Raw genomic sequence first — 23364 nt, forward strand, 5'->3', positions numbered from 1 at the left:
GTCTTGAATATCGCCGTCATCGGTGCCGGTCCTGCGGGGCTGATGGCGGCTGAAGTTTTGAGCGCAGGCGGTGCGCACGTCACCGTCTATGATCGCATGCCGTCGGTCGGCCGCAAGTTCCTGCTGGCCGGGCGCGGCGGCCTCAATCTCACCCACAGCGAACCGCTCGACGCGTTTCTCGGGCGCTATCGCGAAGCCGCCCCGCATCTGCGCCCGGCCATCGAAGCGTTTGCGCCTACGGCGCTCCGCGCATGGAGCGATACTCTCGGCCAGCCGACATTTGTGGGATCGAGCGGGCGGGTGTTTCCGCAAGCGATGAAAGCATCGCCGTTACTGCGCGCATGGCTGCGGCGTCTCGATCAGTCCGGCGTGCAGTTGGCGTTTCGCCATCGCTGGACGGGATGGAGCGCGAATGGCGGGCTGCAGTTCGAGACCCCGGCAGGTCGGACGTCACTTGAGCCCGACGCGACGGTGATTGCGCTCGGCGGCGCAAGCTGGCCCAAGTTAGGCGCAGATGGTGGCTGGATCGATTCGTTCAAGGCGAAGGGCATTGAGATCGCGCCGCTGCGGTCTGCCAATTGCGGCTTCTGCGTTGGATGGTCGGATTTGTTTCGCGACCGCTTTGAGGGGCAGCCCCTGAAAAGCGTTGCATTGTCCTTCGGCGGAGAGACTGTGCGCGGCGAAGCGACGATTACACGCGACGGCATTGAAGGCGGCGCGATCTATGCGCTGTCGGCGCCGTTGCGCGATGCGGTGCTTGCGCATGGCGAGGTCGTGCTCCACGTCGCATTGCGGCCCGATCTTGCGAAACACGATCTGATCGCACGCGTCAGCGCGCCGCGGCAGAAGCAGTCGATGTCGACTTATCTGCGAAAGGTCACAGGTCTTCCGCCGGTCGCCATTGGTCTTTTGCAGGAGGCTGCGATTGCGGGCGGACTGAAACTGTCGGTGATGGATTCCGAAGCGCTCGCCGCCTTGATCGATGCTGTTCCCGTCAAGCTCACCGGCGTCGCACCGCTTGATCGCGCGATTTCAACCGCAGGTGGGATTGCCTTGAACGAGATCGATGCGCAGTTCATGCTGCGAAAAATGCCCGGCGTCTTTGTCGCCGGCGAAATGCTGGACTGGGAAGCGCCGACCGGCGGCTATCTGTTGCAGGCGTGTTTCGCGACAGGCGCTGCTGCCGGACGGGGTGCGCTGAACTATCTGAAGCGCTAAACGCCGCTTTCGATTTCCTCGCGCAACATTTCAAGCTCCAGCCACTTTTCCTCGGCGGCGTCGAGTTCGCCATGCGCCTTGGCGATTGCGGCGGACGCGGCATCGAATGCCTTGCGATCTTTCGCATAGAGCTCGGGATCGTCCAGCAGCTTCTGCTGCTTTGCGATCTCGGCCTGCAGCTTGGCCATCGTCTTCGGCAATGTTTCCAGTGCGTGCTTGTCATTGAAGCTGAGGCGGCGCTTCGATGACGTCGCCGGTGCGTTGGCAGCGCTTTTTGCGGATTTTGACGTTTCGGCGGCCACCGCCTTGATGTTCTTTTCCTGCAAGTCCGCGCCGCGCTGCGCCAGCATATCGGAATAGCCGCCGGCATACTCGACCCATTTGCCGTTGCCTTCGGGCGCAATCACGGATGTCACGACGCGGTCGAGGAAATCGCGGTCATGGCTGACGAGAATGACGGTGCCCTGATAGTCGCTGAGCATTTCCTCCAGAACGTCGAGCGTTTCGAGATCGAGGTCGTTCGTGGGTTCGTCCAGCACCAGCAGATTCGAAGGCTTTGCCAGCGCGCGCGCCAGCATCAGCCGCCCGCGCTCACCGCCTGACAGGACTTCAAGCGGGGTGCGCGCCTGCTCGCTGGCGAAAAGGAAGTCTTTCATATAGCCGATGACGTGCTTGGGCGTGCCATTGACCATGATGCTGTCGCCGCGCCCGCCTGTGAGCGCATCGGCCAGCGTGGTTTTCGGATCGAGGCTTTCGCGATGCTGATCCAGCGTCGCCATCTCGATATTGGCGCCGAGGCGGATGGTGCCGGTGTCCGGCGCATCGCCGCCGGTCAGAAGCCCGATCAGCGTGGTCTTGCCGGCGCCGTTGGGGCCGATGATGCCGATACGATCGCCGCGCGTGACGCGGGTGGAGAAATCATCGACGATCTTGCGCTCGCCGTAGGACTTGCCGATGTGCCTGGCTTCGATCACCAGCTTGCCGGAAGTTTCGGCTTCCGCAGCGGCGAGGTTCGCCTTGCCGGCGGTGCCGCGATAGTCGCGGCGCTGCTGCCGGAGTTCGAACAGGTTGCCAAGGCGCTTGACGTTGCGCTTTCGGCGTCCTGAGACGCCATAACGCAGCCAGTGTTCTTCCATGACAATCTTGCGATCAAGCTTGTGCTGGTCGCGCTCTTCTTCCGCCAGCACCTCGTCACGCCATTCCTCGAATGCGCTGAATCCCTTCTCGATGCGGCGGGTCTGGCCCCGGTCAAGCCAGACGGTGGCGCGCGAAAGATTTGAGAGGAAGCGCCGATCATGGCTGATGATCACCAGCGCGCTGCGGCGGCTGGCGAGTTCGCCCTCTAACCACTCGATGGTGGTGAGGTCGAGGTGGTTGGTCGGCTCATCGAGCAGCAGGATGTCTGGCGAGGGCGCCAGCACGCGCGCCAGCGCCGCGCGGCGCGCTTCGCCGCCGGAGAGATTGGCCGGATCTTCCGTGCCGGTCAGGCCCAGTTGCTCAAGGAGATACTGCGCCTGATAATGGTCGTCGCCGGGATTCATTCCCGCTTCGACATAGGCCAGCGTGGTTTTGAAGCCGTCGAAGTCCGGCTCCTGCGGCAGATAGCGGATGGTCGCGCCGGGCTGCACGAACCGGCTGCCGCGATCGGCTTCCACAAGACCCGCGACGATCTTCAGCAGCGTCGATTTGCCCGAACCGTTGCGGCCGATCAGGCAGACGCGCTCGCCGGCCGAGACGGCAAGCTCGACGCCGGACAGAAGCGGCGTGCCGCCGAAGGTCAGCGCGATGTCTTTCAACTGGATGAGGGGAGGCGCCATATCGTCGGGGTGCTCTTACTTCTGTTGCGCGCGCTGGATGCGGCGGATGGTCTGGTCGAGGGCCGACAGGAACGCCGAGCGGTCGCGCGGCGAGAACGAACGCGGCCCGCCGGTGACTTCGCCGCTGGAGCGCAGGTCGGTCATCAGGTTGCGCACCGCCAGTGTCATGCCGATGGATTCTTCGGAGAACGGCTTGCCGTTCGGGGCGATCACGTCGGCCCCGGCCTTGACGCAGCGCGCCGCCAGCGGGATGTCCGACGTGACGACGATATCGCCTTTTTGCGCGCGTTCCGCAATCCAGTCGTCGGCGGCATCCATCCCCGAACCTGCCGCAACCCGCTCGATCAGCGGATGGTTCGGCACGCGGATGAAATTACCTGCGACCACGCTGACGGGCAGCCCGTGCCGCTCTGCTACGCGGTAAATCTCGTCCTTTACCGGGCAGGCGTCGGCGTCGACATAGATGCGGGTCGTGTGGGTCAAGGCTATTCCGTTCAGGTTTGTGCTGCTGGTAACCCAACGGCGTGAAAATGGCGAGTGGAAGGCCGGGGATGTCGACTGCAAGGCATGCATTGGAACAGCTTGTCTTCGGGCGAGCTTCGCGTACGATTTGGCCAAGAAACGCAGCGAAACCGAGGAAACTGATGACCGCGCTCAAGCCCTACAGCGTCAACGCCTACAATCTGGCCAAAAACTCCGAAAACAAGATGCACGACGATCAGGTCGCGCGCCGCTTTGGATTCCAGGGCGGACTGGTGCCCGGCGTCGATGTGTTCGCCTACATGACCCACATGCCGGTGGCGAAATGGGGCAGGGCGTTTTTGGAACGCGGTCTGATGGATGGCCGGTTCTTCAAGCCGGTCTACGACGGCGAGACGGCGGTTGTGACGGCGGAAGAGATCGACGGCGGTCTTGCCATCAAGATCGAGAGCCGCGGCGAGTTGTGCGCCACCGGGACCGCATCGATGCCATCCGATACACCGAAAATTTCGCTCGGCGATTTCCAGAGCGCTGCGGTTGTCGGCAAGACCGCTCCCGCCAGCGAGACGTCCTACGCGACCGGCAAGTGGCTTTCCATTCCGCCGTTCACGCTGGGCGTGCAGGGTTCAGCCGACTATCTGCGCGACGTGCGTGAGACCGATCCGCTTTATGGAAACGAGAAGATCGTTCACACCGGCATGCTGCTGCGGACCATGAACTGGGCGCTGATGGAGAATGCCATCCTGGGCCCGTGGATTCATGTCGGCAGCACGATCCGTTATCTGGCGACGGCGGCGGTTGAGGACGAACTCACGGTGCGCGCGAAAGTCACCGGCAACTACGATCGCAAGGGCCACAAGTTCGTCGAGCTCGATGGCCTCATCGTTGCGAACGGCAAGACGCCGATCGCACATTGCCAGCATATCGCGATCTACCAGCCGCGCGAGACCATGGCGGCGTAGGTTCGTTCATTCTTGCGTGGGTTCGCGGATCATCAGGCATCTATCAGGCATCGCGTAGTCTCTCTCGACGTCGTCCCCGCGCAGGCGGGGACCCATATTCTTTAAGTCATCGACTTGAGGGAAATGCTCGAGCAATCTTCTCGCTGTCACCACGGCCTGTGGTGGTTACGGGTCCCCGCCTGCGCGGGGACGACGTGGAGTGTGATGTGACAGCTTACGTCACTTCGGCTTTTCCGATTTAATTTTCAAACAGCATGCGCGTGTCGGGCTTGCCCCATTCGCGCCAACGAAAGGCGTGCGCATTCGTTCTCGCGCCTGATCGCGCGAGTTGATCTGTTAGTTGCCCCAAACAACGAGGGGCATGGAGCGCCGCGAGGCGCACCTTTGTATCGTCTCGCTTCCGGCATCGCGTGCGAAGCGATGTGAGGTCCGAAAGCGCATCGCCTTGCGGCGCTCCATTGCGGCGATTTTGGGTGAGGGGACCGTACTTCCGGGTGCGGACGGGGGAGGTTACTCGACCCCTGATCCGGACGGCTTTCGCCGCCTTCGTCCGCTCCGCGTCCAGCCGGCGAACGGCAGAGCCACATAGTTGGCCCGGACGGTGACCCCAGCCTCCCGGACGCGTGTGTGCGAAACACGCGCGCAGGCGCCGCATCCTGCTCCGCTTCAAAGCGCCCTCGAGAAGCGCCCCTCACGACCAGGACGCAGTGAACTTAAGCGCGGTTCAAAGCACGGGGATGCGTATCCCCATCACGAAATGGTGCAGCCATCTGCGCGATAATATCCGCCGTCATTCCGGGGCGCGCGTTGCGCGAGCCCGGAATCCATCGCGGTGTTGGAGAAATGGATTCCGGGTTCGCGCGAAGAGGCGCGCCCCGGAATGACAGAAACAACAGCTGTATCGCTCTGCTTGATCGTGTCCCTGCATCACCACGATATGCGGTGGTTATTGGTCCCCGCTGTCGCGGGGACGACATCGAATGTGTTGAAGCGCTCGACATTCTCCGCCGTCATTCCGGGGCGCGCGGCTTCGCGCGAACCCGGAATCCATGGCCACTCACCGGATGCCCGCATCATCATGGATTCCGGGCCTGCGCCTTCGGCGCATCCCGGAATGACGACTTAATATCTGAGTACGGTAGTGGAACGCCGTCTCACGCTGACTTCTTCGCTTTCCGCCCATCCTGAATCGCGCGCCAGACCTTTTCCGATGTCAGCGGCATGTCGATGCTGGTCACGCCTTCATCTGACAATGCATCGAGCACGGCGTTGACGATGGTCGCGAGGCTTCCGGCGCAGCCCGCTTCGCCGCAGCCCTTGGTGCCAAGCGGGTTCGAGGTCGCCGGCGAGGGGTGGCTGCCCAATGTCATTGACGGAATATCGCCGGCGCGTGGCAGGGCGTAATCCATGAACGAGCCTGTCACCGGCTGGCCGTTATCATCATAGGTCACGCATTCCATCAGCGCCTGACCGATACCCTGCGCGACGCCGCCGTGAATTTGCCCGGCGACGATCATCGGATTGACCACGGTGCCGAAATCGTTGACGCCGCTGTATCGGACGATCTGCACGTTGCCGGTGTCTGGATCGACTTCGACCTCGGCGACGTGGCAGCCGTTGGGGAATGTGGAGGGCACGCCCTGCACGGTGTGGTCGACGTCGAGCGAGGAGGGCACGCCCTCCGGCATTTTCGAATTCCGCAGCTTTGCCGCCAGTTCCATGATGCCTATGCCGCGGTCGGTGCCGGCAATCGTGAAGCGCCCGTTGGCGAATTCCATGTCGCCTTCGGAAGCCTCCAGCACATGGGCAGCCGCCCGCTTGCCTTTCTCGATGACCAGCCTCGAAGAGGCGACGATCGCGGCGCCGCTGGCGGTGATCGAGCGCGAGCCGCCGGTGCCGTTGCCGGTGTGAACGATGTCGCTGTCGCCCTGCGTCAGCTTGATGGCGTCGAACGGCACGCCAAGCTGCGCGGCAAGCACCTGCGCGAATGGCGTGGCATGGCCCTGGCCGTAGTCGAGGGTGCCGGTGATGAGCCTGACCGTCCCGTCGGCTTCAAACACGATCTTGCCGAGCTCCGCGCTCGGCGGCGCGGTGATCTCGAGATAGGAGCCGACGGCGATGCCGCGCAGCTTGCCGCGCTTGCGGCTTTCCTTCCTGCGTTTGGCGAAGCCTGCGACATCAGCCTGTTCGACGGCCTTGCTGAAGACGCCGGGGAAGTCGCCGCTGTCGTAGGTCAGGCCGTTCGCGGCCGCGTAGGGGATCTGTGCGGGCTTGATAAAGTTGCGCTTGCGCATCGCAAGGCGATCGATGCCCATTTCTTCCGCGGCGCGGTCGATCAGCCGCTCCATGAAGTAGTTGGCTTCCGGGCGGCCCGCGCCGCGATAGGCGCCCATGAGCGTCGTGTTGGTCAGCACGCACTTGATGTCGACGCCGATCAGCGGCATGCGATAGACGCTGTTGATATTCTTGGCGATGTTGAGCGACAGCGGAAGCGGCGCGACGCCGGTGATGTAGGCGCCGAGATTGCCGAAGCCGCGCACGCGCACGCCGAGGAATGCGCCGTCAGCAGCAAGGGCGAGTTCGCAATGCACGTCCTGCGCGCGGCCGTGACTGTCGGAGAGAAAGCTGGTCGAGCGCTCGTCCGTCCATTTCACCGCGCGGCCGAGCTCACGGGCGGCATGCAGGATGCAGATGTATTCGGGATAGTTCGCGTTCTTCATGCCGAACGATCCGCCGACATGATGCGTGCGCAGATGAACCTTGTCGTTCGGAACATTCAGGGTTTTCGCCAGCGACGTGCGGTTGCCGGCGACGCCCTGCGTTGGGATTTCGATGGTGAAGCGCTGGCTCTTTTTGTCGTAGCTGGCGAGCGCCGCGCGCGGCTCCATCGCAACCACGGCGAGGCGCGTGTTGACGATGTCAAGGCGGGTGACATGGGCCGCGCGTGCGAATGCGGCATCGAGCGCCGCGTCGTCGCCGGCATGATAATCGAGCACGACGTTGCTGGGGATGTGGTCGTAGAGCAGCGGCGCACCGGGCTTTGCGGCGTCTTCCGCGCTGGTGACGGACGGCAGCGGCTCGATATCGACCACGACCGCTTCTCCGGCGTCGCGCGCCTGCGCCAGCGTTTCCGCGACGACGAACGCAACCGGATCGCCGACAAAGCGCACCTTGTCGGTCATCAGCGGCAGCCGGTTGGTTTGCAGCAGCGGTGAGCCGTCACGGTTCTTCATCGGCAGGCCGACGGTGAAGGGATTGTAGCCGGCCGCGGCGAGGTCCTTGCCGGTCCACACGCCGAGCACGCCGGGCATGGCGCGGGCGGCCTCCACATCGATGCCCTTGATGATGCCGTGGGCGTGGGTGCTGCGGACGATCCAGGCATAGGCCTGGCCCGGCAGGCTGATGTCGTCGGTGTAGGTTCCCTTGCCCCGCACCAGCGTATCGTCCTCCTTGCGCCGGACGGGCTGCCCCACGCCGAATTTTTGCAGTGCGATATCGTTGTCGGAAGAGACGCGGGAGGGGTGATCGAGCATGAAAAATCCGCTGAAAATCACGGTCCGGCGACGAAAATCGCACTCCGGCCGTGGGGTGTGGGCTGCGCGTTAAACTTAAGACGCCTGAATCCCAGCCACAATGCGTGATCGGGTATGCTGCGGTTGCGCCGGGCACGTACGCTGTTAAACTTTATTTGAACAGGATTGCCGTGGCGTGACGCTCACGCCGCAGAGATGGACCAGTGATCCGGTTCTGACATTCGTATCCCGTCTCACCCGGCACTTTACGAATGTCAGAACCATAGGATCACTGGAATTATAACTTGCTAGTGTCCTTTCGTATCCGACGTTCGTTCGGGAGGTGCTGCGGGGTGAATCGAACGTCGGATACGGGACACTAGCTATGAACGAAGACGTGCGGTTGCACGACGGTCGCGAACCGTCCGTCAGCCCGCCAGTACCGGTTTCGGAGGAGGCGCATGGCCGCGGACATCTCCGCGTTCATGGCGGCCCCGCGGCCTATGCCGCCCTCGATCTCGGCACCAACAATTGCCGTCTGCTGATTGCGCGCGTCTCGAACGACGGCTTCCGCGTGATCGACTCGTTCTCGCGTATCATCCGGTTGGGGGAGGGCATCTCGACCACGGGCCGGATCAGCGATGCAGCCATTTCCCGCGCGGTCGGTGCGCTGAGCGTCTGCGGCGACAAGATCCGCGCCAGGGGCGCGAAGCGGCTGCGCACCATCGCGACCGAAGCCTGCCGCGCCGCCGACAACGCCGACGCATTCCTCGACCTGATCGAGCGCGAGACCGGCATCAAGCTTGAAGTTATCGACCGCGAGACGGAATCGACGCTCGCGGTGATCGGCTGTTCGCCGCTGCTCGACCCCCGTGCGAAGGGCGCAATCCTGTTCGACATCGGCGGCGGCTCGACCGAAGTGGTGCGGATCGAGCGCCCGGCGGGCGAGCCGCATGCGCCTCCCTTGAAGGGACCGTGGATTTCACTGCCGCTCGGCGTGGTCACGCTCGCGGAGCGCTTCGGCGGCACCCATGTCAGCCGCGAATCCTATGGCGCGATGGTCGATGAAGTCGCGCAGCATCTTGCGCCCTTCGCAGCCAGCCACGGCCACGATCTGTCCGGCATGCACCTGCTTGGCACGTCCGGTACCGTGACGACGGTTGCAGGCATCCATCTCGGTCTTTCCCACTACGACCGGCGCAAGGTCGACGGTTTGTGGATGAACGATGCCGACATGGACCACGCGATCGCGCGGCTTCTCGACATGACCTATCAGGACCGCGCGCGCAATGCGTGCATCGGCACCGAACGGGCCGATCTCGTGCTTGCGGGTTGTGCCATTCTCGACGCCATCCGCAAGGCGTTCCCGCTGCCGCGCCTGCGCGTCGCCGACCGCGGCCTGCGCGAAGGCATGCTGGTGGAAATGATGCGGGCCGACGGCGCGATCCTGGCCTGCTAAATCCGTTCAGATGCCGTGACGGCGCGGCTGAAACGTCGTAAGGGGTGCGTGAGCGCATCTGCTTTTTGTTCGGCATGATCCTTTCCGAAAACCGGTTCCCACTTTTCGGGGATCATGCCGCTGGAAACCAAGTCTCATGGCGAAAGACACCACCGGACGGCTGCATGTCACAGTGAAGAGCGGCGGCAAGCGCAAGCTGTCGTCGAAACTCTGGCTGGAACGTCAGCTCAACGATCCGTATGTCGTGCAGGCCAAGCGCGACGGCTTCCGCTCGCGCGCCGCGTACAAGTTGCGCGAGATCGACGACAAGCAGCGCTTCCTCAAACAAGGGCAGGTGGTGGTCGATCTCGGCGCAGCGCCCGGCGGATGGAGCCAGATCGCTGCGAAACGCGTCGGCGCGATGGAGGGCAGGGGCAAGGTTATCGCCATCGATCTTCTGGAGATGCCGGAACTTCCGGGTGTGGCGTTCGCACAAATGGATTTCCTCGACGATCGCGCGCCCGAGAAGCTGCGCGCAATGATCGGCGGCGGCGCGGATGTCGTGATGTCGGACATGGCCGCCAACACCACCGGTCACCGCAAGACCGATCAGTTGCGTATCATCGGCCTGGTCGAGAACGCTGCTGCGTTCGCCTGCGAAATCCTCAATCCCGGCGGGACTTTTCTGGCGAAGGTCTTTCAGAGCGGCGCAGAGGCGGACCTGGTGGCGCAGCTCAAACGCGATTTCAAGACTGTGAAGCATGTGAAGCCTGCTGCCAGCCGGCAGGATTCATCCGAGCGCTATGTGCTGGCGCTGGGATTTCGCGGCGACAATGCGCAGAACGAATCGTCTTAGCGATTAACCCAGCTTCTGGTCGCGAGCGTCATGGGTTTGCTCCGCCGCGGCGGCTTCCGCAGCTTGCGGGGTCTCCTCCACTGGCGCCCGATGGCCCGAAATTTCGTGGCCTGCATCCTCGGGCAATTTCCAGAACGAATACGCCGACAGCGCCGACAGCACGGCGACGATCAGGAACGCCGGCCAGAAATCGCCCGCACTGAGTTCCACGGAGTGGTTCGCCGTCATCGTCGCCTCAACTGCGAACGCGCCGACCGCGACGCCCGCTGAAATCGCAAGCTGCTGGTTGACGCTGACAAGCGTCGTCGCGCGGCTCATTTCGCCGGGGGTGACTTCTGCGTAGGCCATGGTGTTGATCGCGGTGAATTGCAGCGAGCGGAAAAAGCCACCGACCACCAGAATGATCATGATCAGCAGCAGCGGCGTCGATGGCGTGAACAGGGCGCAGGCGGCGAGAAAGAACGAACTCACCACCGCGTTGATGACCATGATGTTGCGGAAGCCGAAGGTGCGGATGATCCGCGCGGCAAGAGTCTTCATGCCGAGCGCGCCGACCGCGGAGGCGAATGTCACCAGACCCGACTTGAACGGCGACAGACCGAAACCGACCTGCATCAGGAGCGGCAGCAGGAACGGCAGTGCGCCGATGCCAAGGCGATACATGAAGCCGCCGGTGAGACTGGCGCGCAGGGTCGAGTGCTTGATCAGGGTGAAGTCCAGCACCGGCGATGCGGTGCGCTTGGCGTGATACAGATAGAGACCCATGCTTATCGCGCCGCCCACGATCAATCCGACGACGATTTGCCATGGCAGCAGGCCGAGACCGGCGACCGACAGCCCGAAGGCGAGACCGGCAACCCCCAATCCCGCAAGAACCAGCCCGACCACGTCAAAGCGTTCGGGATTCTCGCTCTTGATAGGATCGATGTACTTCAGCGCCATCCAGATGCCGAGCAACCCGATCGGAATGTTGATCAGGAAGATCCAGTGCCACGAGAAATACGTGGTGATGAAACCGCCGAGCGGTGGCCCGATCACGGGGCCGATCAGCGCGGGCACCGTGACCCACGCCATCGCGTTGACCAGCGCACTCTTGTCGATGGAGCGCAGCAGCACCAGCCGCCCGACCGGCGTCATCATCGCCCCGCCGATGCCCTGGATGATGCGCGCGATGACGAAATCGGTGACCGACGTCGACAGGGCGCAGCCGATCGAGCCGACCATGAATACGCCGATGGCGATGCTGAACACGGCGCGCGCGCCGAAGCGATCGGCAGTCCAGCCGCTTGCGGGAATGAAAACGGCGAGCGAGAGCAGGTAGGATGTGATCGCGAGTTTCAATGTCAGCGGGCTGGTGCCGATGTCGGCGGCGATGGCCGGCAGCGAGGTCGCGATCACCGTCGAGTCCATGTTTTCCATGAACAGCGCGCAGGCCACGATCAGCGGTATCAGGCGTTCCTTCTGCATCGGCTCTGCTGTGTGGAAGGATTTCAAGAAAAGACGGGCGAAAAGAGAATGACCCCTGTTAGGCCAGTCCTGAGGGGCGGGGTCAATAAACTCGCTGTGAGGTGACCCGTTCCGGGAAAGCCTGTTGCCAGAGGGGCTATTGCAGATGTCCCATGCGTAAAAACCTCTGATTTTCGAGCGAAATGCTTTGAAACGTCATGGGGGCGTGCTATCGACCACCGCCAACCCCACTGATGGGCTTCGATTCGAGCGACGCGTTAGCGGACCGCTCGATTTTGCACATCCAGAGGTTTTTACCGCAGCCACGGGCTGCCGAACGGAGTTGGCAATGGCAATCACGCAATCGGGTCAGGGTATTCGCGAAGCATTCACATTCGACGATGTGCTGCTGAAACCCGGTTTGTCTGACATCATGCCGTCCGACGCCGATGTCCGAACCCACCTGACCCGCGCCATTCCGCTCAACATTCCGATCATTGCCTCGGCGATGGACACCGTCACCGAAGCTGCGATGGCGATCGCGATGGCGCAATCGGGCGGTATCGGCGTGCTTCACCGCAACTTCGATCCGGACGGCCAGGCCGCGCAGGTTCGTCAGGTCAAGAAATACGAATCCGGCATGGTGGTGAACCCGCTCACCATCGGACCTGATGCCAAGCTGGTCGATGCGCTGACGCTGATGAAGGATCACGGCATTTCCGGTGTTCCTGTTGTGACCGGCGGCGGCAACGGCCAGCCGGGCAAGCTGGTCGGCATTCTGACCAACCGCGACGTGCGCTTTGCAACCGATCCGGAGCAGAAGGTTTCGGAACTGATGACGCATCAGAACCTCATCACGGTCAGGGAAGGCGTCAGCCAGACTGAAGCCAAGAAGATGCTGCATCAGAACCGTATCGAAAAGCTGCTGGTGGTCGATGACCAGTATCGCTGCGTCGGTCTCATCACGGTCAAGGACATGGAAAAGGCGGTGGCTTATCCGCTCGCGTCGAAGGATGCGCAGGGCCGCCTCCGGGTTGCTGCCGCAACCACCGTTGGCGATGGCGGCTTCGAGCGCACCGAAAAGCTGATCGAGGCGGGTGTGGACGTTATCGTTGTCGACACCGCGCATGGTCATTCCATGCGGGTGCTGGAGGCAGTCAACCGCATCAAGCGGCTGTCGAACGCCGTTCAGGTTGTCGCAGGTAACGTCGCAACCACCGAGGGAACGCAGGCGCTGATCGATTCCGGCGCGGATGCGATCAAGGTCGGCATCGGGCCGGGTTCGATCTGCACCACGCGTATTGTCGCCGGCGTCGGAGTGCCGCAGCTCACCGCGATTATGGATGCGGTGGAAGCTGCGAAGAAGGCGAACATTCCGGTGATCGCCGACGGCGGCATCAAGTATTCCGGCGATCTAGCCAAGGCGCTTGCCGCCGGCGCGGACGTTGCGATGGTCGGCTCGCTGCTGGCCGGTACCGACGAGACGCCGGGCGAAGTGTTCCTTTGGCAGGGCCGTTCCTACAAGGCCTATCGCGGCATGGGCTCTGTCGGTGCGATGGCACGCGGCTCCGCCGATCGCTACTTCCAGCAGGATATCAAGGACACGCTCAAGCTCGTGCCGGAAGGCATCGAAGGGCAGGTGCCTTACAAGGGCCCAGTCGCCAACGTGCTCCATCAGCTCGCCGGCGGCCTGCGCGCCGCGATGGGTTATGTCGGTGCGAAGGATATCGAGGACTTCCACGCCAAGGCGGAATTCGTCCGCATCACCGGCGCGGGCCTGCGCGAAAGCCACGTCCACGACGTCACCATCACCCGCGAAAGCCCGAACTATCCGGGCGGCAGCTAAAAAGCCCGTCCAATTTCGGCCTCAACGGCCTGTCAAAACGCGTACACTGGCGCGGCATCCGTGTTGCTTCGCGCAATATGGCCGCGCTCGTTCAAGCACATCCCTCCCTTATTGAACCGGCCGGGTTCGGCCGCAATGCGTCCAACATTTCAGAAAAGAAGAACACTATGGTTGACTGGACAGACGACAGGATTACCGCGCTCTCCGATCAGGATCTGAAGAACCTGCTGGTTAACGCTGAGCGCAGGTCGGTCGCGGATGTTGCCGATAAGTGCAAGGCGGAGCTTGAGAAGCGCAACGCCGCCAAGCCGCGCAAGGCATCGAAGCCGCGCTCGGAGCTAAAGGAGTTCGAGCACTCGGTGTCGGAACAGCTTGCCGAAGTCGGCAAGCAGATGGCGGCCAAATACGACCTATCCGAGGAGACCGCGAAAGCGAAGTCGGAAGGCGTGAAAGGCTTCAAGGCGCACCGGCTGCTGGACTCGAAAGGCTACGCCAAGCTCGGCGGCATGCAGCGCGACGGCTCGGTCGCGATCGAGCGCTATATCTCCTATCGCCGCGGCGAGAGCACGGCCTATCTCGGGGTGTTTCTCCTCAAGGACGCACCGGCGGAAGATCATGAATTCCATGTGATCGCGCCGCAGGCATTTCTCGACGGCGGCAAGCCGGTCGCCGAAATTCGCCCGACGGCCACGGACAAGCAGAAGCAGCCCGCGGACAGCGGCCTGTCCTTCAAGGACTTGCCGAGCGCTGCGGAGGCGTTCGACAAGGCGCTGGCGAAGCTGGCGGCCTGACGGCGCTCGCGTCACTGACCATTTTTTCTGTTTTAAACGAAAATGAGCGGCATGGATGCCATGCCGCTCCGCCCGCGCGTGGCGACATGGCCATGCGTGGTTCTCTCGGCTAAATAACACTCACGTTCATAGAAACCGAGGAAACACCATGTCCCAGTCAGCCAAGCGTATCGTCCTTGCGTCCCGTCCCGAGGGCGAACCGAAGCCGGGCAATTTTCGGCTTGAGGAATATCCGGTGCCGACGCCGGGCGAGGGGCAGATCCTGCTGCGCACGATCTGGCTGTCTTTGGATCCGTACATGCGCGGCCGCATGAGCGATGGACCGTCTTACTCGGCGCCGGTGCCGATCGACGGCGTGATGGAAGGCGGCACGGTCGCCGAGGTCGTTGCGTCGAACAACCCCGGTTTCGCCAAGGGCGACATCGTGCTCGCGCATTCGGGCTGGCAGCAGTACGGCCTGTCGGACGGCAAGGGACTGCGCAAGGTCGACCCGAAAATCGCGCCGATCTCGACGGCGGTGGGCGTGCTCGGTATGCCGGGCATGACCGCCTACACCGGCCTGCTTGAAATCGGCAAACCGAAGGCGGGCGAGACAGTGGTGGTTGCGGCTGCGTCGGGCGCTGTTGGTTCGGCGGTCGGCCAGATCGCGAAGATCAAGGGCGCGCGCGCGGTCGGCATCGCCGGCGGCAAGGACAAGTGCGATTACGTCAAGAACGAACTCGGCTTCGACGACTGTCTCGACCATCGCGATCCGGACCTGAAGGCCAAGCTGAAGGACGCCTGTCCGAAGGGCATCGACGTTTACTTCGAGAACGTCGGCGGCAAGGTGTTCGATACGGTGTTTCCGCAGTTGAATCCGTTCGCGCGAATCCCGGTGTGCGGACTGATCGCCGACTACAACACCATCTTCGGCAAGGACACGCCGACGCCGCCGTGGGCGAATTCGATCATGCGCGCCATTCTGGTGAAGCGCCTGACATTCCGCGGTTTCATCGTCAGCGACTTCGCGGCGATGTTCCCGGATTTCATCCGCGACATGTCGCAGTGGCTCAAGGAAGGCAAGCTCAAGCACAAGGAGTTCGTCACCGAGGGTATCGAGAGCGCGCCGGAAGCGTTCATCGGCCTGCTCAAGGGTGCGAACTTCGGCAAGCAGCTTGTGCGCGTCGGGCCCGACAAGGTGTAACGCGGCTTCACCTCTCCCGTGGGGAGAGGTCGATGCACGAAGTGCATCGGGTGAGGGCGTACGGTCTCTCGATAGATTCTACGCCCTCACCCCAACCCTCTCCCCACGGGAGAGGGAATTGCATCGCATGTGCATCGAATGCGGTATTTCAGTTCCGACATTCAAGGTCACACCATTGTCGAGGGCTCCAGCACCGAAAACAGATCGAGATTGATCTGCCCCGCCGCGCGAATGTGGCGGACCTCGAAGCCGTCCGGCTGAAAAACGTATTCGACCAGCCCGGTTTCCTTGATGCCGATCAGTTCCTGCTTCGCGTTGGACTTGATCACGAAGGAGGTCGATGGCGCCCAGATGTGGCGCACGTTGCCGAACGTGACGTCCCGGCGCTGATGGACATGGCCGCAGGCCACCAGCCGCGGATTCGCGCCGCCCAGCATATCGACCAGATCGCTGCGCGCTGGCATCGGGACGTAGCGGAATGATGTGGCCGCAAGCTCTGCATCGTCTGGTGAGTCCTTGTAGAGCGGCTTGTGAATGAACAGCGCCACCGGCTTGCCATGGGCTACGGACAATTGCTCGGCGAGCCATTCGCGCTGTTCGGCCTCGCAGGGGAGTGAGGTGTTCATCACCAGCGAGTTCAGTCCGATGAAACACCAGCCCGCTGCATCGAACTGCCAGCGATCTTCGCCGAATGTCGCAATGAAGTTCTGCCGGTTTTCTTCGGAGGCGCGCTGTGTGGGTTGCACGCCGACCAGGGTCGGATTGTCGCCGATGTCGTGATTGCCGGGAAGATACCGGCAGTCGACGGGCAGCGCGTCGTGCAGGGCTTTTGCGAAATCGAGATCGTCCGGATGATCCGGGCCATCGAACGCAACGTCGCCGCTGTTGATGACGATGTCGGGCCTGTTGTCGTCGATGTGCTGGCTCACCCGGTGGAAATTTTCGATGAACTCGGGAAAGCGGGCGCCGAGATGTGTGTCGGTGATCTGGGTCAGACGGAAGCTGGGCTTTACGCTGGACATGGCGAGGCTCCTTTGCGGAGCAACTTACACGCGGCGCATGTCAGTGAGATGGCCTGATGATCAGTGTGGTGCGTTTAAAACGTGCGGAGAAAATGGAAAAATTTTTAGGTGATGAAGTGCGTCCCCGTTGAAAATAGCGATCTTGAAAATGCTTCGGTTATAAAGATTCTGGCGACCGGTGCTTCACAGCACGCGGTAACGGATAGCGAAGGTGTCGTCCGGTCGTCCTCGTGCCGTTTCAGTGTGCGCGCCGGACACGACGCGATCGACCATGTGCCATGGTCCGAATTCATCGGACGGGCTGGGGTTCGGCGGCAGCCGCAGCTTGAATGCGCGCTGCGCCTGACCGGGCAGGCTGAGAATGACCATGCGCTCCGAGGTCCGGAACTTCAGCGGAACGTGACCGCGCAGCACGGCGCGTCCGTCTGCCGTCGCGCGCAGATCGCCATCGAGCTGCGCCAGTGTCTGATTGAGATCGGTCAGGAGCTGCACCTGCGCATCGCGCTTCAGGTCGGCCCCCGCCAGAGCGGGCGGCAGCCGGATTTCAAATTCCACAGCGGGTGCCGTGGCGATGATTCCGAGATGCGTGAGCGCGGCGGTGCGCAGGCTGAAAGCGCCGGCTGCCAGCGCGCCCATCATGAGAACGACGCCGAGGCTGCGCACGGCGACGCCGCGGAGAGTTGTCATGCCCTTTGTTGCGTTGGTCATCTCAGCACCCGGTCTGACCCTGAAAATGGAACTTCTGAGCATTGGTCGTCGTTGTCTGTGGACAGGTTCACAGTCCGCCGGGAATGATTTTCCGGGCGGGCAGAGGCTGCTAAGGCGCGGGCTGCGCCGGATTTGGGGTATTTCAAATGATGATTCAGATGATTCTGCTGCCGACATTCGTTCTGGTCGGCCTGACGTTGCTTGTCCTGTTCTGGCGCGGGCGCGATGGGACAAGGCCTGCCGTGGATGGCGACTGGTTCGGTTATCATCTCCATACGCTGTTTTATGTGGTGGTCGTGCTGGCGATCGAGACCCGGCATGCCGACCTGATCATGGTCTTGCTGGCCTGGGTGTTCGTGGTGCTGCAGGTGTTTCAGGCCGGATTTCTGGTCACCACCGCGAATGCGCGCGGATCGCTGTTTTTCATCTCAGGGGCGCTGGTCCTGCTGGCCATGTGGCTGTATTTCGCCATTCGCGTCTTGTTTCTCATCTGAGACGCGGCTAGGTCAGGCGTCTGTTCTCTGATCTTGCATGCATGAAAGACCACGATGACGCCTGCCGCGCGGCTGTCCGCAGCCATTGAGATTCTTCAAGCGATCGACGCGCAGCGCGTTCCCGCGCCGAACGCGCTGAAGGAGTGGGGCACCGCGCATCGTTTCGCAGGTTCGGGCGACCGCGCCGCGATTGCAGGACTGGTGTTCGACGTGCTTCGCCGCCGCGCGTCGTCGGCGTGGCTGATGGATGCCGACACGCCGCGTGCGCGGCTGCTCGGCATGCTCAAGCTTGAACGCGGGCTCAGCGCCGATGCCGTTGCGGCGCTGTGCGATGGCGGGCGTTTCGCGCCCGAGCCTCTCACGGACACCGAACGCGCCGCATTCACATCGCGGACGCTGAAGGATGCGCCGGCGCACGTCGCGGGCGATTACCCTGAATGGCTCGATGCTCAATTCGCCGCCGTGTTCGGTGATACGCGTGTGGAGGAAGCCACCGCGATGGCCAGTCGTGCGCCACTCGATTTGCGCGTCAACACCCTGAAGGCCAAGCATGAGAAGGTGCTGGGCTCGATGAAGCATCTCGGCGCGCGGGCCACGCCGTGGTCGCCATGGGGATTGCGGATCGATCTCGGCGCCGATGCGCGCAATCCGGGCATCCATTCGGAAGAGGATTTCATCAAGGGCGGTGTCGAGGTGCAGGACGAAGGCTCGCAACTTGCGGCGTTCCTGACCGGGGCGAAGCCCGGCGAGCAGGTGATCGACATGTGCGCAGGCGCAGGCGGCAAGACGCTGGCGCTGGCGGCGATGATGCAGGGCAAGGGCCGGCTGATTGCGACCGACCACGACAAGCGGCAGCTCGCGCCGATCCACGAGCGGCTGTCGCGCGCAGGCGTTCACAACGCCGATGTACGCACGCCGAAGGGCCCCGACGATACGCTGTCCGACATCAAGGCGTCGGCGGATCTCGTGGTGATCGACGCGCCGTGCACCGGCACCGGAACCTGGCGGCGCAATCCCGATGCGAAGTGGCGGATGCGCCCCGGCGCACTGGAGGTTCGCATCAAGGATCAGATCGAAGTGCTGAATCGCGCGGCCTCGCTGGCGAAGCCGGGCGGGCGGATCGCCTACATCACCTGTTCGGTTCTGCCGCAGGAGAACAACGCGCAGGTGAAAGCTTTCACGGCGCGCCATCCGGATTATTCAGTGGTGCCACCTGCGCAGGTGATGTCGGTGCTTTGGGACAAGGCGGACGATTTCGCCGCCGCAACGATCCAGTCGGACGAGGGGTTGCTGATGACCCCGCGCCGGACCGGAACGGACGGGTTTTTTGTGTCGGTGATGAAGCGCCGGACCTGATCTGTCATCCGTGAAGATGGTTGGCCGATCCCTGAACGATCTTGCCGTCTGCATTTAGGCGCAGATATTCGCAGATCTCGTGTCCGAGTTCATCGCGGTAGAACACGACAAGGCTGTCCGGACTGACGAAGGCATTGATCAGCGTGAAATGGAGCTTCGGGCGCAGGGGCAGGGCGCGGCCCCAATAGGCGCGAAGGTTGTCCTTGCCGCGCAGCCGTCCGTTCGGATCGAAACCCAGCTTGATGATCTTGTCCGAGACCATTTCGCTGTCTTCGGCATAGAGCGCCAGGACCCGGTCGAGATCCCGGCTGTTCCAGGCGCCGATCCAGGTGTCCGCGAAGGCGGTGCGTTGTGCCAGCGTCTTCTCCAGAGCTTGCATTTTTCGCTCCCATTTTATAATTAGGTCAGGATTATTGACCTAATTAGAGGCAAGTCAACGGGGAGCTTTTTGATGGGTGGATTGCGCCAGTGGACCCGCTTTGCCGGGTTGCGACTCCGCCCCCCGTCGCGTATTTCCTGCCCATGACAGCACACAGCCAGACCGCTCCAGCGACGCCCGACGTGGCGGCCGCTCACGAAAAGATTCTGATTGTCGATTTCGGCTCGCAGGTGACCCAGCTCATCGCGCGCCGTGTCCGTGAGGACGGCGTTTATTCAGAAATCGTGCCGTTCCAGAAGGCCGAAGCGGCTTTCCGGGAGATGAAGCCTAAAGCCGTGATCCTGTCCGGCGGCCCGGCCTCGGTGCTCGATCAGGATGCACCGTCCGCGCCGATGTCGATCCTGACCGCGGGCGTGCCTGTCCTCGGCATCTGCTACGGCGAGCAGACCATGGCGCAGCAGCTCGGCGGCACGGTCGAGGCCGGGCATCACCGCGAGTTCGGCCGCGCGCTGATCGAGGTCACGGACGATTGTGCGCTGTTCGAGGATGTCTGGAAGGTTGGCGAAAAGCACTACGTCTGGATGAGCCACGGTGACCGCGTCACCAAGCTGCCGGACGGTTTTCGCGGCGTGGCGAAAGCGCCGGGCTCGCCGATCTCCGTGATCGCCGACGACAAGCGCAAGTTCTACGCGATGCAGTTTCATCCCGAAGTGGTGCATACGCCGGATGGCGCAAAGCTGATCAGGAATTTCGTGCGCAAGGTGGCTGGCCTCAAGGGCGACTGGACCATGCGCGCCTTCCGCGAGGAAGCGATTGAAAAAATCCGCGCGCAGGTCGGCAAGGGCAGGGTGATCTGCGGCCTGTCGGGCGGCGTCGATTCATCCGTCGCGGCGATCCTGATTCACGAAGCCATCGGCGATCAGCTCACCTGCGTGTTCGTCGATCACGGCATGCTGCGCAAGGACGAGGCCAAGACCGTCGTCGATCTGTTCCGGCATCATTACAACATTCCGCTGGTTCACGTGGACGCGTCGAAGACCTTCCTCGGCGAGCTTGAGGGCGTCACCGATCCGGAAGTGAAGCGCAAGACCATCGGGCGTCTGTTCATCGATGTGTTCGATGAAGAAGCCAAGAAGATCGGGGGCGCGGATTTCCTCGCCCAGGGCACGCTCTATCCCGACGTGATCGAAAGCGTCTCGTTCACCGGCGGCCCGTCGGTGACGATCAAGTCGCATCACAATGTCGGCGGCCTGCCCGCGCGCATGAAGATGAAGCTGGTCGAACCCTTGCGCGAACTCTTCAAGGACGAGGTGCGCGCGCTGGGCCGCGAACTCGGCCTGCCGGACGTGTTCGTGGGACGCCATCCGTTTCCGGGTCCGGGGCTTGCGATCCGCTGTCCGGGCGAGATCACCCGCGAGAAGCTGGACATCCTGCGCGAAGCCGATGCGGTGTATATCGACCAGATCCGCAAGGCGGGTCTCTACGACACCATCTGGCAGGCGTTCGCGGTGCTGCTGCCGGTGAAGACCGTTGGCGTGATGGGCGACGGCCGCACGTACGAATACGTTGTCGGCCTGCGCGCGGTGACATCCACCGACGGCATGACGGCGGATTTCTATCCGTTCGACATGAAATTTCTCGGCGAGACCGCAACCCGCATCATCAACGAGGTGAAGGGCGTCAACCGCGTGGTCTACGACGTCACGTCGAAGCCGCCGGGGACGATCGAATGGGAATGAGGGGCCGATAAGCGGCGGAGAGCGGGCGAGCCCATGGCGCCAGTCATCGTTGATCCCGAAAAGGTTCGCGCGTTCTACTCCGTCGTCGTTTTGAGCCTGGTCGCGCCCGTGTAGCCGTACGCTTCGTGCAGGATGGTCAATATCTCGCTGGCGATGGCGGCATCCTTGTATTTGTCGAGGGCATAGCTCTTAGAGTAGTTCGGAGCACGGCCGGGATCGGCATATCCAGCGTTGTGTAATCGCGCGATGCGCTCGGGCGTGAGAACAGTTGTCAGCGCCGCCCAGCTTTCCGCCGACTGGGCTTCGCAGTAGATCGCGACAGGCGGGACCTCCGGAGCGCACTGGATGTAGCCTATGCCTGCATCGAACACGGTATAGACACGCCGCGTGGCGTTGATCCGGAGCCGCTGGATTTCGGCGGTTGTGCTCGTGCCATAGATCGCGACCAACTCCGCCGCTGAACTGGCCGTTTGCGTTGTCGCGGCCGGTGGCGTGTAGAAGCATGTCCGCACCGCGGTTGCGCGCATGGACGGCGCGTCGTTCACGCTCCCCGCGAGATTTTGCGAGGGGCCGTTGCGGGGCGGGCAGGGTGTGTCCGCAACCCAACTGGTTGCCACATCCAGGTCATTGACGTTCGCGGCATAAGCTTCGACCAGCGCCCGCACAACGTGATCCGCTGCGCGGTCCGTCGGCATGTCCGCGGGAAATATCTGCACGTAGTTTCCGAAGCTAGGATCGAGTGTCCAGCCGAGTGCTGAAAGCCGGGTCAAACGATCACCGGTCAGCACGCTTTTCAGGGAAGGCTGCATCGACGTTCCCGCCGCTTCGCAGCGGAGGCTGCGATCCGAAATGCGTCTGCATTGAATGTATTTATTGCCGTCCCAGAACGTTGCGTAACCTACACGGCCTGCGCGGACCAGCGAGGTGATGTTCTGCAACGCTTCGTCGATGCGGATATTCGGTGTTTGTGCTGCGCCTGGGCTTGTCGCGGCCCACAATGCAAGTGCCGCGAGCGCCGCCCGCGCGCGCTGAAATCCGAACTGCCCCATGCGCAACCCCCGCAACGCAAAGACCTCGAACTTGCGGCGACTTGCTGGTGTCGCCGTCAGAAAGAAGATTGCATTAAGAAGCGGACGTCAATCCCAAGTTGCTGACCGGCGTGATTTCGCGTGGAAGATTACCCGCCGCCCGCCATTTCCCGCGCGATGCTGACAAAGCGTTCGATGGTTGGCGTGGTGTCGCCGGTGCGCCATGTGATGCCGGTTTCGAGGATCGGCGCGTCGCCCGCCAGATCGACGTAGCGCACGCCGGTGCGCGCCAAATTGCGCAGCGAGGCGGGCACCAGCGCGATGCCCATGCCCGCCGAGACGAGACTGATGATGGTCTGCATCTGGATCGCTTCCTGCGCGATCCGCGCGTGGCCGCCATGCGCCGTATAGTACTCGGTGACGAGATCGTGGAAGGCAGGTGCGCTTTGTCTCGGAAAAATGATGAGCGGCGCGCTCACGACAGACTCCGGCGCGAGACGAGCCTCCGAAAGCGATAGCGTGCCGTCCGCAAGCCAGCTTTCAGGCACGGCGGCGACCAATGGTTCGGTGACGAGCGGCAGATAAGACAGTTGCTTGGGAAGCGCGGAACCCGGGGGCGGGATCACCAGACCGACGTGGCCGTGGCCTTCGAGCAGGTTCGCGATCTGCACGTTGCTGGTCGCCTCGGTCAGCGTGATCTCGACATTCGGGTAGAGCGACGCGTAACCGCGCACCAGCAGCGGCAGAATGCTGTAATCCGCCGTGCTGACAAACGAGAGCGCGAGGCGCCCGGCTGAGCCGTCGCGCAACTGCTGCGCGATCTCCGGCAGGGCATTCACGCCGTCCAGCGCAGCCCGGACACGCGGCAGCCACTCGGCGCCGAAAGGTGTCAGCGCTACGCTGCGTTTGGTGCGCACGAAAAGCGGCGCGCCGAGTTCGCGCTCGAGCAACATGATGGACTGGCTGAGCGGCGGCTGGGTCATGCCGAGGCGTTCGGCGGCCCGGCCGAAGTGCAGGGTGTCGGCGACGGTCACGAAATGCCTGAGCTGGCGGATATCCATTTAATACTCTGAGCGACCTAATTAGCTC

General features: G+C 62.8%; 20 protein-coding genes. 10 read left to right on the plus strand and 10 right to left on the minus strand.

Features of this window, described 5'->3' with window-relative positions; genetic code table 11:
* Positions 1-3 precede the first annotated feature (3 nt).
* On the plus strand, positions 4-1218 hold the full coding sequence (locus HMPREF9695_RS07365; RefSeq protein ID WP_006020200.1) for a BaiN/RdsA family NAD(P)/FAD-dependent oxidoreductase: 1215 nt from the start codon (positions 4-6) through the stop codon (positions 1216-1218).
* Here HMPREF9695_RS07365 and HMPREF9695_RS07370 read toward each other — a convergent pair.
* Positions 1215-3035, minus strand: coding sequence for an ABC-F family ATP-binding cassette domain-containing protein (locus tag HMPREF9695_RS07370; protein ID WP_006020201.1), 1821 nt, complete (start codon positions 3033-3035; stop codon positions 1215-1217). The genes HMPREF9695_RS07365 and HMPREF9695_RS07370 overlap by 4 nt on opposite strands.
* A 15-nt stretch (positions 3036-3050) precedes the next feature.
* Entirely contained in the window at positions 3051-3518 is a 468-nt protein-coding gene (locus tag HMPREF9695_RS07375) for a YaiI/YqxD family protein (RefSeq protein WP_006020202.1), read from the minus strand.
* Positions 3519-3679: 161 nt separating this feature from the next.
* Between HMPREF9695_RS07375 and HMPREF9695_RS07380 the strand changes: the two genes are divergently transcribed.
* Positions 3680-4477 carry a hotdog fold domain-containing protein gene (locus tag HMPREF9695_RS07380; protein ID WP_006020203.1) on the plus strand — a complete coding sequence of 266 codons (798 nt, stop codon included), beginning with the start codon at positions 3680-3682 and terminating at the stop codon, positions 4475-4477.
* Positions 4478-5404: 927 nt separating this feature from the next.
* Here the strand turns inward: HMPREF9695_RS07380 and HMPREF9695_RS26770 are convergent.
* Together HMPREF9695_RS26770 and HMPREF9695_RS07385 are read right to left on the minus strand one after the other, a co-directional pair.
* Positions 5405-5554: a hypothetical protein gene (locus HMPREF9695_RS26770; RefSeq protein WP_157223916.1), complete on the minus strand. Its 150-nt coding sequence runs from the start codon at positions 5552-5554 to the stop codon at positions 5405-5407.
* A 77-nt stretch (positions 5555-5631) separates the two neighbouring features.
* A complete protein-coding gene (locus HMPREF9695_RS07385) occupies positions 5632-8010 on the minus strand; it encodes a xanthine dehydrogenase family protein molybdopterin-binding subunit (RefSeq protein WP_006020205.1) in 2379 nt (792 codons plus the stop codon).
* 364 nt (positions 8011-8374) lie between these two features.
* Here HMPREF9695_RS07385 and HMPREF9695_RS07390 point away from each other — a divergent pair, with 364 nt between their 5' ends.
* A complete protein-coding gene (locus HMPREF9695_RS07390; RefSeq protein ID WP_006020206.1) occupies positions 8375-9448 on the plus strand; it encodes a Ppx/GppA phosphatase family protein in 1074 nt (357 codons plus the stop codon).
* 136 nt (positions 9449-9584) lie between these two features.
* Positions 9585-10283, plus strand: a complete 699-nt coding sequence (locus HMPREF9695_RS07395; RefSeq protein WP_006020207.1) for an RlmE family RNA methyltransferase — start codon at positions 9585-9587, stop codon at positions 10281-10283.
* 3 nt (positions 10284-10286) lie between these two features.
* On the opposite strand, the gene HMPREF9695_RS07400 is transcribed toward HMPREF9695_RS07395, so the two are convergent.
* Entirely contained in the window at positions 10287-11750 is a 1464-nt protein-coding gene (locus tag HMPREF9695_RS07400; protein WP_006020208.1) for a DHA2 family efflux MFS transporter permease subunit, read from the minus strand.
* A 328-nt stretch (positions 11751-12078) separates the two neighbouring features.
* On the opposite strand from HMPREF9695_RS07400, the gene guaB reads away from it, so the two are divergent.
* The 3 genes from guaB to HMPREF9695_RS07415 all read left to right on the plus strand — a co-directional run bounded on the left by guaB (position 12079) and on the right by HMPREF9695_RS07415 (position 15549).
* The gene (guaB, locus tag HMPREF9695_RS07405; protein WP_006020209.1) at positions 12079-13575 is read left to right on the plus strand and encodes an IMP dehydrogenase; all 1497 of its coding nucleotides are present in this window, start codon (positions 12079-12081) and stop codon (positions 13573-13575) included.
* Positions 13576-13742: 167 nt separating this feature from the next.
* Entirely contained in the window at positions 13743-14366 is a 624-nt protein-coding gene (locus tag HMPREF9695_RS07410; protein ID WP_041711996.1) for a hypothetical protein, read from the plus strand.
* 148 nt (positions 14367-14514) lie between these two features.
* Positions 14515-15549: an NADP-dependent oxidoreductase gene (locus HMPREF9695_RS07415; protein ID WP_006020211.1), complete on the plus strand. Its 1035-nt coding sequence runs from the start codon at positions 14515-14517 to the stop codon at positions 15547-15549.
* Between the two features lie 167 nt (positions 15550-15716).
* Here HMPREF9695_RS07415 and HMPREF9695_RS07420 read toward each other — a convergent pair whose 3' ends face one another.
* Both HMPREF9695_RS07420 and HMPREF9695_RS07425 read right to left on the minus strand, forming a co-directional pair.
* The gene (locus HMPREF9695_RS07420; RefSeq protein ID WP_006020212.1) at positions 15717-16571 is read right to left on the minus strand and encodes a metallophosphoesterase family protein; all 855 of its coding nucleotides are present in this window, start codon (positions 16569-16571) and stop codon (positions 15717-15719) included.
* A gap of 183 nt (positions 16572-16754) precedes the next feature.
* Positions 16755-17279: a hypothetical protein gene (locus HMPREF9695_RS07425; protein ID WP_006020213.1), complete on the minus strand. Its 525-nt coding sequence runs from the start codon at positions 17277-17279 to the stop codon at positions 16755-16757.
* 146 nt (positions 17280-17425) lie between these two features.
* On the opposite strand from HMPREF9695_RS07425, the gene HMPREF9695_RS07430 reads away from it, so the two are divergent.
* Both HMPREF9695_RS07430 and HMPREF9695_RS07435 read left to right on the plus strand, forming a co-directional pair.
* Positions 17426-17773 (plus strand): hypothetical protein, encoded by a 348-nt coding sequence (locus HMPREF9695_RS07430; RefSeq protein ID WP_006020214.1) that lies wholly within the window; start codon positions 17426-17428, stop codon positions 17771-17773.
* A gap of 54 nt (positions 17774-17827) precedes the next feature.
* Positions 17828-19129: an RsmB/NOP family class I SAM-dependent RNA methyltransferase gene (locus HMPREF9695_RS07435; RefSeq protein ID WP_006020215.1), complete on the plus strand. Its 1302-nt coding sequence runs from the start codon at positions 17828-17830 to the stop codon at positions 19127-19129.
* Positions 19130-19133: 4 nt separating this feature from the next.
* Here the strand turns inward: HMPREF9695_RS07435 and HMPREF9695_RS07440 are convergent, their stop codons facing one another.
* Positions 19134-19508 carry a nuclear transport factor 2 family protein gene (locus tag HMPREF9695_RS07440; RefSeq protein WP_006020216.1) on the minus strand — a complete coding sequence of 125 codons (375 nt, stop codon included), beginning with the start codon at positions 19506-19508 and terminating at the stop codon, positions 19134-19136.
* Between the two features lie 143 nt (positions 19509-19651).
* Between HMPREF9695_RS07440 and guaA the strand changes: the two genes are divergently transcribed.
* The gene (gene guaA, locus HMPREF9695_RS07445) at positions 19652-21247 is read left to right on the plus strand and encodes a glutamine-hydrolyzing GMP synthase (RefSeq protein WP_024921339.1); all 1596 of its coding nucleotides are present in this window, start codon (positions 19652-19654) and stop codon (positions 21245-21247) included.
* A gap of 74 nt (positions 21248-21321) precedes the next feature.
* On the opposite strand, the gene HMPREF9695_RS07450 is transcribed toward guaA, so the two are convergent.
* Complete coding sequence (locus HMPREF9695_RS07450; RefSeq protein WP_006020218.1) at positions 21322-22296, minus strand: TY-Chap domain-containing protein; 975 nt, start codon at positions 22294-22296, stop codon at positions 21322-21324.
* A gap of 128 nt (positions 22297-22424) precedes the next feature.
* Positions 22425-23336, minus strand: coding sequence for a LysR family transcriptional regulator (locus HMPREF9695_RS07455; RefSeq protein ID WP_006020219.1), 912 nt, complete (start codon positions 23334-23336; stop codon positions 22425-22427).
* Positions 23337-23364 lie beyond the last annotated feature (28 nt).

The sequence above is a fragment of the Afipia broomeae ATCC 49717 genome (assembly GCF_000314675.2).
GTDB classification, from domain to species: domain Bacteria; phylum Pseudomonadota; class Alphaproteobacteria; order Rhizobiales; family Xanthobacteraceae; genus Afipia; species Afipia broomeae.